Source organism: Pirellulales bacterium (assembly GCA_019636335.1).
GTDB lineage: Bacteria > Planctomycetota > Planctomycetia > Pirellulales > JAEUIK01 > JAHBXR01.
In genome coordinates, this window is sequence record JAHBXR010000007.1 from 93,955 (window position 1) to 107,069 (window position 13,115).

12 protein-coding genes are annotated in these 13,115 nt (G+C 62.2%); 9 read left to right on the forward strand and 3 right to left on the reverse strand.

What is annotated here, in order from left to right; all coding sequences use genetic code 11:
• Positions 1–66: 66 nt before the first annotated feature.
• Positions 67–2,349 (reverse strand): DUF1553 domain-containing protein, encoded by a 2,283-nt coding sequence (locus KF708_09175; GenBank protein ID MBX3412846.1) that lies wholly within the window; start codon positions 2,347–2,349, stop codon positions 67–69.
• A gap of 367 nt (positions 2,350–2,716) precedes the next feature.
• Here KF708_09175 and KF708_09180 point away from each other — a divergent pair, with 367 nt between their 5' ends.
• A complete protein-coding gene (locus tag KF708_09180) occupies positions 2,717–3,109 on the forward strand; it encodes a response regulator (GenBank protein ID MBX3412847.1) in 393 nt (130 codons plus the stop codon).
• A gap of 48 nt (positions 3,110–3,157) precedes the next feature.
• On the opposite strand, the gene KF708_09185 is transcribed toward KF708_09180, so the two are convergent.
• Positions 3,158–3,526, reverse strand: coding sequence for a hypothetical protein (locus KF708_09185; GenBank protein ID MBX3412848.1), 369 nt, complete (start codon positions 3,524–3,526; stop codon positions 3,158–3,160).
• 339 nt (positions 3,527–3,865) lie between these two features.
• Here KF708_09185 and KF708_09190 point away from each other — a divergent pair, with 339 nt between their 5' ends.
• The 5 genes from KF708_09190 (at position 3,866) to KF708_09210 (ending at position 9,515) form a co-directional block, all read left to right on the forward strand.
• Positions 3,866–5,914 (forward strand): serine protein kinase, encoded by a 2,049-nt coding sequence (locus tag KF708_09190; GenBank protein MBX3412849.1) that lies wholly within the window; start codon positions 3,866–3,868, stop codon positions 5,912–5,914.
• 86 nt (positions 5,915–6,000) lie between these two features.
• Positions 6,001–7,110 carry a DUF444 family protein gene (locus KF708_09195; protein ID MBX3412850.1) on the forward strand — a complete coding sequence of 370 codons (1,110 nt, stop codon included), beginning with the start codon at positions 6,001–6,003 and terminating at the stop codon, positions 7,108–7,110.
• A 53-nt stretch (positions 7,111–7,163) separates the two neighbouring features.
• Positions 7,164–7,391, forward strand: a complete 228-nt coding sequence (locus KF708_09200; protein MBX3412851.1) for a hypothetical protein — start codon at positions 7,164–7,166, stop codon at positions 7,389–7,391.
• A gap of 30 nt (positions 7,392–7,421) precedes the next feature.
• Positions 7,422–8,963: a SpoVR family protein gene (locus tag KF708_09205; protein MBX3412852.1), complete on the forward strand. Its 1,542-nt coding sequence runs from the start codon at positions 7,422–7,424 to the stop codon at positions 8,961–8,963.
• Positions 8,964–9,035: 72 nt separating this feature from the next.
• On the forward strand, positions 9,036–9,515 hold the full coding sequence (locus tag KF708_09210) for a hypothetical protein (GenBank protein MBX3412853.1): 480 nt from the start codon (positions 9,036–9,038) through the stop codon (positions 9,513–9,515).
• Between the two features lie 28 nt (positions 9,516–9,543).
• On the opposite strand, the gene KF708_09215 is transcribed toward KF708_09210, so the two are convergent.
• Complete coding sequence (locus KF708_09215) at positions 9,544–10,251, reverse strand: hypothetical protein (protein ID MBX3412854.1); 708 nt, start codon at positions 10,249–10,251, stop codon at positions 9,544–9,546.
• 363 nt (positions 10,252–10,614) lie between these two features.
• On the opposite strand from KF708_09215, the gene KF708_09220 reads away from it, so the two are divergent.
• The 3 genes from KF708_09220 to KF708_09230 all read left to right on the forward strand — a co-directional run bounded on the left by KF708_09220 (position 10,615) and on the right by KF708_09230 (position 13,110).
• Positions 10,615–10,875, forward strand: a complete 261-nt coding sequence (locus KF708_09220; GenBank protein ID MBX3412855.1) for a hypothetical protein — start codon at positions 10,615–10,617, stop codon at positions 10,873–10,875.
• Positions 10,876–11,082: 207 nt separating this feature from the next.
• Entirely contained in the window at positions 11,083–11,484 is a 402-nt protein-coding gene (locus KF708_09225; protein MBX3412856.1) for a hypothetical protein, read from the forward strand.
• A 312-nt stretch (positions 11,485–11,796) separates the two neighbouring features.
• The gene (locus KF708_09230) at positions 11,797–13,110 is read left to right on the forward strand and encodes a thioredoxin family protein (GenBank protein MBX3412857.1); all 1,314 of its coding nucleotides are present in this window, start codon (positions 11,797–11,799) and stop codon (positions 13,108–13,110) included.
• Positions 13,111–13,115 lie beyond the last annotated feature (5 nt).

Consider the following 13,115-nt stretch of genomic DNA (forward strand, 5'->3'; position numbering starts at 1 on the left):
GAGTTGTTTTCGCACAGGCCGGCGGTCTGGGACACGTGGTTGTTGAGATTCAAGGCTGCGAGGAAGTTACTCGATGTAGGCAAACTCGTTGGCGTTGAGCAGCACAAGGCAAAGGGCTTCGAGCGCTCGCTGCCGCGGGTTTTCGATAGTCTGCGAGTTGGCGGTTGCGTCGGCGATGATCTGTGCCTCTTGATTCGTGAGGAACTCGCGGACGACGTCCCATTCTTGGTCGGTCGGCGGGCGTCCGAAGGCGAGGCGGTACGCCAGCTCGACCTGGCCCACAATTTCTGTACCCCCCTGCTCTGCCAGCCGCCTGGCGAAGTGCCACGCTTGTTCCGCCGCGAAGTTGCCATTCAGAAACGAGAGGGCCTGTGGAGCCACGGTCGAAACGGCACGCTCGCCACAGCTCTGGTTCGTATTGGGAAAGTCCAGCACTTCGAGCTCGGGCACCATCAGCGTACGCTTGACAAAGACGTACACCGTGCGGCGCGCGGCCTGATCCGCCGGAGAGGTGGTCCAACCATTGCCGGGCATCGATTGACCGGCCAACACCTCGGCCGAGATGGGTGGAAAGACGCTCGGGCCGCCCCGCTCGAGGTTCAATTGGCCACTGGTGGCGAGCATCGCATCGCGAACGGCTTCCGCCTCGAGCCGGCGCGGGCGCCAGCGCCACAACAGCGTCGCGCCGGGATCGGCTGCTTCAGCCGAGTCGTCGTGCGCCGCGGCGAGCTGGTAGGTGTGTGAAAGCACCATCAACCGGTGGAGGTGCTTCCAACGCCAACCGCTTTCGACCAACTCGGCGGCCAGCCAATCGAGCAACTCGGGATGAGTGGGGGCCTCGCCCATCAGGCCGAAGTCATTGGGTGTGGCGACTAATCCCACGCCGAAATGATGCTGCCAAAGGCGATTCACCACGACCCGCGCCGTGAGGGGATTCTCGGCGCTCGTCATCCACTGGGCAAGCTGGAGACGGCGGCCGGTCGAATGACGGGTGGGGGTGGGGGCCGGCGGAGGGGCATCGAACAACACGGCCGGGAGCCCCGGTCCGACTTCGCCGAGGGGCGTCTGGGGATTGCCCCGGTTGAAAACGTGCGTGGCCGGCGCGGTCGTCCCCTCTTCGAACCAGATATAGGCCCGGGGGGGCGATGCGGGGCGGGTCGACTCGCACTGCGCGATCTGCGACGACCACGTGGCTAATTGCGATTGTTCCTCCGTGGCCGCGAAGGTGGCGATCGCCTCGGCCAGACGCTGTTCGTTCTCGCTGACGAGCTTTTTCTGCTCCTCGTTGCGTTGATCGGCCGCCAGCTTGAAGGCGGCGACGATACTTTCGGCCCAATCGGCCGCACGTTCGGCAAAGACCCGCTCGCGGAGCAGGCCGTTCATGGCGTCGATCTGTCGCTGCAACGCGCCGACCTGCTCGTCAACCCGGGTCATCGTGTCGCGGTAGGCCGTAAGTTCCTCGTGCGTGCCGACCATGCGGTCGAGATCCGTGCGGCCATCCTGCGGCCGTTTGAGCGGCTCGAAGATGGCAATTGCCCGGGCATAATCGGTCTGACGGAAGGGCTCGAACTTGTGATCGTGGCAACGGGCGCAGCGAAGCGTGAGCCCCTGGAAGGCCGTAAACGTGGCGTCGAGCACATCGTCGAGCTGATCGTAGCGGTCGATGACCGGATCGGCCGGTTCATCGTCCCACAGGCCCAGCCGCAAGAAGGTGGTGGCAATTTGCGTCTCGGCAGTGGAATCGGCCAACTCGTCGCCGGCGACCTGTTCGAGCAGGAACCGATCGAAAGGCTTGTCGGCGTTCAACGAGTCGATGACGTAGTCGCGATAGCGCCAGGCGTGGGGCTTGGCGCCGTCGCGTTCGTAGCCGTTCGATTCCGCGTATCGCGCCACGTCGAGCCAGTGGCGGCCCCAGCGTTCGCCGTATTGGGGGCGCGCCAACAGGTCGTCGACCACGTGCGCATAGGCTTCCGGCGAGCAATCTGCCAGGAAAGCGTCTTGCTCGGCAGGCGTCGGCGGCAAACCGAGCAGGTCGAAGTAGACGCGTCGCAAGAGGGCCAGCCGGCCGGCATCGGCAACCGGCTCGATTCCCTTCTTATCGAGCTTCGCCAGCACGAAGGCGTCAATGGGGGTGCGAATCCACGCGTCGTCCGAGACGGGGGGAACCGGCGGACGAACGACCGGCAGGAAGGACCAGTGCTCGCGCTCGTAGTCTTCGAAATCCTGCCGACTGTATGTCGCCGGTACTGCTTCTGCGGCACTCGCTGCCGCCGAGGGGAATGCTCCGGCCATGACCGATGCGATCGTCAGGCGGAGCAGCAGCACTGCGAAGCGGGGCCGGTGTGGCATGGCAACCAGTTTCCCTGTGGGTGCCGAAATCGCGGCCTGCCAGGGCCGGTGGGGCAAAGACTCGGAATCGGCCCGCCCGCCGCGAAGCATCAGTCGTTGCTTATCGCTCGAAGCAGCGACAGTGTAACAGGTTGTGTCGCGAATTCAAGAAAATGGCCACGCCGCCGCCGAATGCCGCGCGCGAGCCCAGACGCGCTAGTCGGAGCGTGCGAGAATCTCGTCGTGCGAGACCATCCCTTCCAGCCGCCGGCTTGCAAAAGCGAGGTTGGTCCGGTACTTGTGAAGACTTCCATCCAAACGCGGGGTCGGGGCAAGCCAGCCCTCACCGCCACTGGACCCACCGCACCGAGCACGCCGCGAATCCACTATGGCCGAGCCAGCCCCATCGAGCACGAAGACTGCCAAGCGAATTCTGTTGGTCGACGACGACTACGAGATCATCGAGTCGATGCGTGCGGTGTTGGAATCGCGCGGTTACGAAATCCTGGTCGCGCGCGACGGCAACCAGGGGCTCGCCATGGCCGAACGCGAGGATCCCGATCTCGTGATTCTCGACATGATGATGCCCAAGCGTAGCGGCTTTCTCGTGCTCGAAAAACTGCGCCGAACGCGTCCCGTGCCGCTGCGGGTCATCATGATCACGGCGAACGAAGGGAGCCGGCACAAGGCCTACGCCGAGATGCTGGGGGTCGACGATTACATTCGCAAGCCCTTTGCGATGGATCGCTTGCTCGAAAGCGTCGATCGACTGCTCAAATAACAGGTTGATCGCGCGACATTCGCGGTGGTTGCAAACTGGACACCACGTTTACGGCGCTGGTTTGTCCCACGTTGCGTGGATCTTTCTCGCTGCATTGGTGCATCGCTCCAGGATAGCTGAATGACGGTTTTGCACCTTGGGGGTGTAGAACGGAACTCTTTGTTCCACAAGTGGTTGCACCGCTGTCGGGCTGAAGCTGCGGCGCGCCGCGTCGGGGGTGACGCGCGATTTGGTACACGGCGTGCAACGCTCGTGGCCACAAGCGATATTGCCCGAAATTGGCATCGAGGCAATACTTGAGTAGTTGGAAGAATCCAAGCGATCGAGCACCGGAGGCTCGGCGTTAGGCGAGCGAGACGGACCACCCACCGCCGTTCGGCGCGCAACCTCGCCTCCGGTCACCATGATCTTTTCCAAGTTCTCTCTGGTTGCCTCGGTGACGTTCGTTTAGTTGCCGGCCCGACAAGTTCGAGTTGATCGAACCTTCTTTGCGGGCAACTCCTCACGGCCGGAATTCACGGCGCATGGCAGGCTGTTTGCCGCCGCGCGCATAGGTCGATCCATCGACATGCGTGAATCGGTGCGAGGGGCGTCCCGGGCAAATCGAGGCCACCAGCATTGCAGAAATCGTGGGCACAGGCGGAGAGTCGACGCGCAGGCGGATGACGGTTCGAGTCGCGGATTTCGGCGTACGAGGCCACAGGTCACGGATGACGTCCGAACAGAGACGAAGCTTAGCCCCTTGGGGAGAACCGTATGAGCGATGGACGCGCAATCGTATCGCTGGTTGCCGAACGGCAAGACCTCGATCAGTTCCGTCGTAAGAACTGGGAAGGGACGTTCGAGCAGTATCTCGACCTGGTGCGAGAGAACACGGGTGTCACGCGGAACGCCTTTCAGCGGGTCTACGACATGATCGTGGCCGCCGGCACCGATACCTACGAAGTGGCCCGTGAAAAACGCGTACACTACCGCTTCTTCGACGATCCCGACGACGACGGCCGCGACGCGGTGTTCGGGCTCGACGAGCCGCTGTCGGCCCTGGTCAACGCCTTCAAGAGCGCGGCCAAAGGTTACGGCATCGAAAAACGCGTGCTCCTGTTGCACGGTCCGGTCGGCAGCAGCAAGAGCACGATCGCACGGCTCTTGAAGAAGGGGCTCGAACGCTACACTAGCCGCGACGACGGCGCGCTCTACACGCTCGGTTGGGTCGATCTCGAGGATCACTCCGACGTGCATTGGTGCCCCATGCACGAAGAGCCGTTGCACCTGATTCCCGACCGCTTTCGCGGCGAGGTCGAGCAGCGATTCAACGCCGTACGCCAGGCCGATGGTTATGACGTCAAGATTACGGGCGAGTTGTGCCCCTTCTGCCGCTACGTCTACACCGAGCGGCTCAAACGTTACAACGGCGACTGGACCCGCGTCGTCGAGGACGTGCGCGTGAAACGCCTGATTCTGAGCGAGAAAGACCGCATCGGCATCGGTACGTTCCAGCCCAAGGACGAAAAGAACCAGGATTCGACCGAGCTCACCGGCGACATCAATTTTCGCAAGATCGCCGAGTACGGCTCGGACAGCGATCCGCGGGCCTTCAACTTCGACGGCGAGTTCAACGTGGCCAATCGTGGCATCGTCGAGTTCGTAGAAGTCTTGAAGCTCGACGTGGCCTTCCTCTATGACCTGCTCGGCGCCAGCCAGGAGCACAAGGTCAAGCCGAAGAAGTTCGCGCAGACCGATATCGACGAGGTGATCGTCGGCCATACGAACGAGCCGGAGTATCGCCGCCTGCAGAACAACGAGTTCATGGAGGCCCTGCGCGACCGCACGGTGAAGATCGATATTCCGTACGTGACAAAGCTCTCGGACGAAATCCAGATCTACGAGAAGGACTACAACTCGCAGAAGGTACACGGCAAGCACATCGCGCCGCACACGATCGAGATGGCGGCCATGTGGGCGATTCTCACGCGGCTCGAGGAGCCCAAGAACGCCGGCCTGACGCTGATGCAAAAGCTCAAGCTGTACAACGGCAAGAGCCTGCCCGGCTTCACCGAGGACAACATCGCCGAGCTGCGCGACCAGGCGATCAGCGAAGGAATGCTCGGCATCTCGCCCCGCTACGTGCAGGACAAGATTTCGAACGCCCTGGTCGTGCATCCCGAGGCGACGTCGGTCAACCCGTTCATGGTGCTGAACGAGCTCGAGGCGGGACTCAAGCATCACAGCTTGATTACGAACGAAGAGATCCGCGCCCGCTACCGCGAACTGCTCGGCGTGGTCAAGGAAGAGTACGAGAGCATCGTCAAGAACGAGGTCCAGCGGGCCATCGCGGCCGACGAGGACGCGCTGAAACGGCTCTGCTCGAACTACATCGACAATGTCAAGGCGTACACGCAGCGCGAGAAGGTGAAGAACAAGTTCACCGGCCAGTACGTCGATCCCGACGAACGGCTGATGCGCTCGATCGAGGAGAAGATCGACATTCCCGAGAGTCGCAAGGACGATTTCCGCCGCGAGATCATGAACTATATCGGCGCCTTGTCGATCGACGGACGCACGTTCGACTACAAGACGAACGAGCGGCTGAACAAGGCGCTCGAGCTCAAGCTGTTCGAGGATCAGAAGGACTCGATCAAGCTGACGAGCCTCGTGTCGAACGTCGTGGATGCCGAGACGCAGGCCAAGATCGACGTGGTCAAAGGCCGCTTGATCCGCGATTACGGCTACGACGAGGAAAGCGCCACGGACGTGCTGAACTACGTGGCCAGCATCTTTGCCCGGGGTGATTCGACGGCGAATTGACGACCCCGCGGCCGCGCCCCGGTAAGCGCGCACGGCCGCGACTCCCTGCGCCGAGCGAAGGAACGAACGTGAACTGAGGTGGTCGGATGGCGATGAAGATCGATCGGGACAATTCCCGCTTCAAGCAGATCGTCGGCGGCAAGATTCGGGAGAATCTCCGCAAGTACGTCACTCACGGCGAGATGATCGGCCGTAAGGGGAAGGATCTCGTCAGCATTCCAGTCCCGCAGCTTGACGTACCCCATTTTCGCTTCGGCAAGAATGGTTCGGGGGGGGTCGGTCAGGGGGAGGGCGAAGTCGGTCAGCAACTCGGTCCCTCCGACGACCAAGGGGACGGCGCCGGGCAGGCCGGCAGCGATCCGGGACGTCATATTCTCGAGGTCGAGGTCACGCTCGACGAACTGGCGCAGATCCTGGGCGACCAACTCGAGCTGCCGCGCATCGAGCCCAAGGGGCAGGCGAACATCGTCGAAGAGAAATCACGTTACACCGGGATCCGCCGTACCGGGCCGGAGTCGCTGCGACATTTCAAACGCACCTACAAGGAAGCCCTGCGCCGCCAGGTTTCGTCGCGCGAGTACAGCGCCGAGCGCCCGCTGGTCGTGCCGATTCGCGAGGACAAGCGCTATCGCTCGTGGAAGAACGTGCCACTGCCTCATGCGAATGCAGTGATTGTCTACATGATGGACGTTTCGGGCTCGATGACCGACGACCAGAAACACATCGTGCGGACGACCGCCTTCTGGCTCGAGACCTGGCTGAAGAGCCAGTACGACGGCGTCGAAATCCGTTACATCATTCACGATGCCTCGGCCAAAGAGGTCGACGAGCACACGTTTTACCACACCCGAGAAAGTGGCGGGACGCGGATCAGTTCTGCCTACCGGGTGTGCCAGTTGCTTCTGGAAAAGCATTTTCCGGCCACGGAATGGAACATTTACTGCTTCCATTTTTCCGATGGAGACAACTGGGGAGAGGACAACGAGAACTGTCTGCGGCTCTTGCGCGAACATCTGCTGCCCGCCTCGAATCTGTTCTGTTACGGACAGGTCGAAAGCCCCTACGGCAGCGGCGAGTTCCTGCGAGCGCTGCGCAATGGCATTGGTGACAAGGACGATCGATTGATCCTGGCCGAGATTCGCAATCGCGACGGCATCTACGACGCGATCAAGGCCTTTCTCGGCAAGGGGAAATAAGGCGAACGGATTGGTGCGCTACGAGGGAAGCTCCTGACTCACAAGGACTCGAAATGCACTATTTCAAGCACGATATCTCACCGGTCATCTCGTACCGCGTCCGCGTCGGACATGCGGAGGTGACCGTTCGTTCGCAAAGCCAGGAAGAGGCGATCCGCCTGGCGCGCCGGCAACTCTGTGCCGAGCTACCCCGGTTGTGGGATGTGATTCATCGCCTGGAAGACGCGCAGTTCCGCGTCGATCTGGCCCACGAGATCTTGCCCCCCAAACGAATCCCCTAACCCCCTGCCCTGCTCGAGGCGGGGATCGCAATCATGGCACTGCACAAGTTCATCCCGCTGTCCGAGTCGCTCGCGTCCGTCCAGGTCGAGATGGAGGGGTACGCGCGGGAATACGGGCTCGACTTCTTTCCCACCGTCTTCGAGGTCGTCGACTTCGATCAGCTCAATGCCGTGGCCGCTTATGGCGGCTTCCCGACCCGCTACCCCCACTGGCGGTTCGGCATGGAGTACGAGCAACTCTCGAAAGGTTATGTCTACGGCCTGCAGAAAATCTACGAGCTGGTGATCAACAACGATCCCTGCTACGCCTACCTGATGAAGTCGAACGGGCTGACCGATCAGAAGCTGGTCATGGCGCACGTCTACGGGCACTGCGACTTCTTCAAGAACAACTTCTGGTTCAGTGGGACGAACCGCAAGATGATGGACGAGATGGCCAACCACGGCCATCGCGTGCGGCGCCACATGGACCGCTACGGCGTCGACGAGGTCGAGCAGTTCATCGATGCCTGCTTGAGCATCGAGGATTTGATCGATATTCATTCGCCCTTCATCAAACGCTTCACGCCCGAGAATCGCTACGATTTCAGCAGCCCCGAGCCGGACGACGAGGACTCGCAGCCAGGCCGCTTCCGCGCGAAGAATTACATGGAGGGCTTCGTCAATCCGCGCGACGTGATCGCGGCCGATGCCGAGCGGTTGCGTCGCGAGCGCATGGCCTCGGAGACGCGGTTCCCGGCTGCTCCGGTGCGCGACGTGCCGCTCTTCCTGCTCGAGAACGCGCCGCTGCGCCCCTGGCAACTCGACGTGCTGTCGATCATCCGCGAAGAGGCCTACTACTTCGCGCCGCAGGCCCAGACCAAGATCATGAACGAAGGTTGGGCCAGCTACTGGCACTCGACGATCATGACGCGCCGCGGTTTGTCGCCGGCCGACGTCGTCTGCTACTGCGACCACCACTCGGGCACGGTGGCCACGAGCCGGGGGCAGTTGAATCCCTACAAGCTGGGCATCGAGCTCTTCCGCGATATCGAAGATCGCTGGAATAAGGGGCGGTTCGGTGCCGATTATGAACAATGCGACGATCTCGTCGCCCGCCGCGAGTGGAACACCGAGCGCGGCCTGGGGCGGGAGAAGATCTTCGAAGTACGGCGGATTCACAACGATCTGACGTTCATCGACACCTTTCTGACGCACGAGTTCTGCCGCGAGCACAAGCTGTTCGCCTTCGGCTACAACGACGACGCGCGGACCTACGAGATCGAAAGCCGCGAGTTTCCCAAGATCAAGCAACGCCTGCTCGACAATCTGACGAACCGGGGCCGGCCGCAGATCGCCGTGCGCGACGGCAACTACAAGAACCGGGGTGAACTATATCTGGAGCATACGTACCACGGCGTCGAGCTCGATTCGGGCTACGCACGCGACACGCTGGTGGCGCTGGAAATGATTTGGCGCCGTCCGGTCCACATCGAAACGGTGCAGAACGAACATTCCACCGTCTTGTCATGGGATGGCACGGAACACAAAGTGGAACAGACGAAGACACCGGTGTCGGCGAAGTCGGCCTAGGGCATTCCTCCGCGCAAGGATGTGCGCCCGGGCGGCAAGCCGACACCCCAAGCTACGCGACGAGGTGCAACGATGAGTCTCCGACAATTAGCCGCGGCGGCGCTGCAAGGATGTGCGCCGTTTCAAAACGGCATGGAGCGCATCGAAGTTCACGAGGAGGACCAGCGGCTGGTGTGCGAGCTGGTCGAGCTCGATACGCTGGCCTGCGGATTCCTGCGTTTGGCCTTGGCGACCGACAAGCTGGCCGACGCCACGATCGAACGCCTGCGCCGGATCAGCGAGGAGCTCTCTCGCAGGCTTACGTACTTGCTCGAGCCCATCCACCCCATCGAGTCCGACGCCGAATCGTGTACCGTGCAGATGCGGTCGAATCCGCCCCAGAAGAACGAGGACAGTTCGAGCTACTACGAGCTGCTCGTCGTGCGGGGAGGCGAATTGAGCCTTTGCCGCTATGAAAAGCGGCCGGGAGACGTGCGTGCCGTGGCCCCGGCTCGCGTCACGCGCGAGGTACTCTCGCGATTGATCGACGATCTTTCCGCCGTCGCGAAGTAAACGACGCAGGCGGCCCATCTGACTCGAGCTACGGCGCGTTGGAGGCGGTGGCGGCGCGGAGTCGCTTCTCCGCGTCGTAGTGGTCTCGCAGGACCGGCAGCAGTTGATCGGCGGTGTAGATGCGGCCCGTGGGCTTGTTGAAACCCGCGCCATCCGGGGCGTCACGCAATTGACGTCCCATGTTCTTGCCGTAACGCGTTTCGGTCAGGTACTCGATCAGCTTGTAGCCGTCGGGCCCCTTGATCATGTCCTTGACAAAGCGATGGCCCCGTTCGAGATGGCTGAGGCGATCGACGCGGTCGTAGCCGAGCGGCATGGGGGCCACGTCGCGCATGAAAGCCCTGCCCTGCTTGCTCCCCAGCAGTTGGCGTACGAAGAACTCGCTTTCGCGGGGCACACGCTCGAGTATTTCTTTTCCATCTCGAATCTTCCAGCCGCGCTTGGCGATCTCGGCAAACAGCTCGTCGGTCTGCTCGCGCGTGATGAGATCGGTCATCTCGTGGTCGTGCGTGCCGAAGCGGTCCTGGACCAGCTTCTCGACCTGCTTGAAGGTGGGCAGTTCGGGCGGCCCGTCATCGCCGGCCGCCATGCCGCACGCCAGCAGGGCCACAGCGTAGGCCACCGCGCCCGCGACGACCATGATGGCCAGGCGTCGCCACTCGCGATGCACTCCACGTGGAATCGCCACCGCTCGCGGCCATGGGTGGATGCGTCGATAGGATTCACGTCGCGACATGGCGTGCTCTCCGAAGAGGAATGCTTCGTAATAGCTAAGATCGGCACTTTTTCGTGCCAGGGGCGGACTCCTTTGCCCGATCGCGATCGGGCAGACGCCATCGGCCGGTATATCTGCGACGAGGCGCCTGCTTCGCCAGTGAAGCATAGCCTCCCCACAGGGCGATTCTGCCGACCATGCATGTTGGCGCGATTAGGTAAGATGCAGTGCATCGCGGCCGAGTCTTGGCTTGGCAGACAGGGCCGGTTAACGTGACGCCAGCCAGTCGCGTGTCTGGGGCCGGGGCCCATGAACCAGGATCGATTCAAAGCTATGTCGCTGCTCGTGCATGCTGTGGGACGGGAGGGAGTCGCGCCGTTTGAGATGCCGGATCGGTTTCGGCACGAGATCGCCTATTTCATGGCCCTTCCCGATGGCGCCAGCGTCCCGCAACTGCCCAGTGGCGAGTATTGGGTCCGGCTCGCCGACAGCCGGCAGTGGCTCGAGGATGGTGTCTTCACCCTGGTTTCACCGCTCGATAGCGCCTCGCGCACCGAGATCGAGTTGAGCGAGGAGCAGGAAGCCTGGCTCGAGTGGATGGTGGCTGGCGCCCTTGAGCATATTCGCCTCGAATCGGCGGGCTGAAAAATGCTGAAAGATTCCCAACGCCGAGCGGTATCGATAGTTAGCCACCGGCGGTCTCGGTGGGGCGGATTTCCGTCACGAACCGTTTCCCCCGGCCGGGCGTAAAGTTCGATCGGCGTGGCGAGCATGGTCCGCTCGCACCGGCGCGAACCCAGGCAGCCTGGGAAGACTCTTCTCTGGAGTTGGCCAACGATCTGAAATGGTCTCTTGGCCGTACCGGAAAAGGCCCGCTCGACTTGGCTCCTGAAATCGTCGCAACTCTTTCAACATCAAGGGATTGAAACCGCCGTGGTCGCAAAAAAACTTGCTTTGTTCGGATCGAATCGCTATGATCGGCGACCCAGGAGTGCGGTTGGACAGTCGGTAGTAGGAGATACCGCGATGAGTAAGTCCACGTACTTCGTTCAGGAGTGCCCGACCTGCGGGCGCGGCGTCGAAATTCGCGTCGAGTACCTCGGCAAACGTCTGGTCTGCCAACACTGCCACGGTTCGTTCGTCGCCACCGACACTGAGCAATCACATCTTGTCTCGAACCCGTCGTCGGCCGTGCTGAAAAGGGCTGAGGAACTGTTGGCCCTGGCAGCCAAGCGAACTGCTGCAGCGTGTTGAGTCGTCGCGAGTGAGTCCGCCGCGAATTCTCGCGGTAGCCGGTCATTTCGGAACGCAAGTCACAAAGGCGGGCCGTCAAATTCGGCCCGTCCAGGCGAACTTCTTTTTAGCCCTTCAGCGGCGCCACCAACGGTCGCCCCCGCGCAGAGGTTGTTTCGTGACCGCACCACGGCACGAACATGCCAGCGGACGACCGATGCGCTTGCGTTGTTTCTCCATCTCCCCCGCTCGGCATCGACCGGTGAACTTTCCGCCGCGCCGGAGGTACTTAGCCTTCGGTTTGCAGGCACATTCCCGGTAGGAGCAACGCTGATGAATCTCATGTCATGGGCGGTGGTGGGTGTGGTGGCCTCGGTGATCGCGGTGGGTAGCGCCGCCAGGGGTGTCGAGATTTCGCCGGCCGAGAGTGCCGCGCGACGGACGCTGCTGGCGCGTCTGGCCGACATGGCGATCGTGGAAGACGATGTCGTGGCGGATGCGGCGATTGCCGAACTTCGTGCGGCGGGACCCGCTGGTCTTGCCGCGCTGCTGGCGCTGCTTCCCGCGATCGAACAGGAGAATGCCGCCCTCGAGACGCTGGCGTCGACCGTGGTGCCCGAGCCCAGGTTGAGGCGCGCCATCGATGCTGTCGCGGCGCAACGAGACGCCTATGCGTCGCGTTTGTACTGGTATACCGATATCGGCACGGCGTCCTCCGTCGCGGCCGAGACGAATCGCCCCATCCTGGTGCTGCACCTGTTGGGGCAATTGTCCGAAGACTTGAGCTGCGCGAACAGCCGCTTCTTTCGACAGGTGCTCTATTCCGATCCACGCATTTCCAGGCTGCTGTGCGAGAAGTTCGTGTTGTTCTGGTACACGACGCGCCCCGCTCCCAAGCTGACGATCGACTTCGGCGACGGTCGCCAATTGGTGCGCACGATCACGGGCAACAGCCTGCACTACGTGCTCGACAGCCAGGGCCGGCTGATCGACACGCTGCCCGGTATGTACGAACCGGTACGATTCCTGGAATCGCTCGAACGGGCCGCCGAGCTTGCCCGTCGTTCGGTCGACTTAGAGGCAGGAACTCGCCACGAAGCACTGGCGGAGTACCATCGCCTGGAGATCGATCGGCTGACCGAAGAGCTCGCCGAGGCGATCGCCCGCTTGGAGGGCGAAGAAGCCAAGACGGCGGGACACGTATTGCTTGCCCGCACCGTATCGACGGCGGACGAGGCGGTACAAGACAGCACGTGGTGGGAGCAACTGGCGGCCGCCGATCCTACGGTGGTCGAACTGCATCCGGCAAGCGAACAATTTTTGCGCCGCCAACTCTTGCAGGCGGGGCTCGCGAACCGGCTGGCCATGACGAAGGCCATTACCGAGAGTCCCTTGTTGCGGGCCATCGCCGGGTTCACGCGGACCTTGCACGCCGATACGTTGCGTAACGAGCTGGTGATGCACCGCATGCTGCACGATTGGCTGCTGGCGAGCGCGCCGGCCAATTTCAGCGAGTTGGTGAACTTCAACGAGCGGGTTTATAGCGAGTTGTTTCTCGCCCCGCTCAGCGACCCGTGGGCCGGATTGCACGACCCGGCGGCGTACACGGCCTTGGAAGAAAACGGCATGGTGCCCTACGCCGAATGAACGAT

Coding starts and splice junctions, on each gene's coding strand:
- KF708_09175 (MBX3412846.1), bottom strand. CDS start 2,349: ATGCCACACCGGCCCCGCTTCGCAGTGCTGCTGCTCCGCCTGACGATC.
- KF708_09180 (MBX3412847.1), top strand. CDS start 2,717: ATGGCCGAGCCAGCCCCATCGAGCACGAAGACTGCCAAGCGAATTCTG.
- KF708_09190 (MBX3412849.1), top strand. CDS start 3,866: ATGAGCGATGGACGCGCAATCGTATCGCTGGTTGCCGAACGGCAAGAC.
- KF708_09195 (MBX3412850.1), top strand. CDS start 6,001: ATGGCGATGAAGATCGATCGGGACAATTCCCGCTTCAAGCAGATCGTC.
- KF708_09200 (MBX3412851.1), top strand. CDS start 7,164: ATGCACTATTTCAAGCACGATATCTCACCGGTCATCTCGTACCGCGTC.
- KF708_09210 (MBX3412853.1), top strand. CDS start 9,036: ATGAGTCTCCGACAATTAGCCGCGGCGGCGCTGCAAGGATGTGCGCCG.
- KF708_09215 (MBX3412854.1), bottom strand. CDS start 10,251: ATGTCGCGACGTGAATCCTATCGACGCATCCACCCATGGCCGCGAGCG.
- KF708_09220 (MBX3412855.1), top strand. CDS start 10,615: ATGCCGGATCGGTTTCGGCACGAGATCGCCTATTTCATGGCCCTTCCC.
- KF708_09230 (MBX3412857.1), top strand. CDS start 11,797: ATGAATCTCATGTCATGGGCGGTGGTGGGTGTGGTGGCCTCGGTGATC.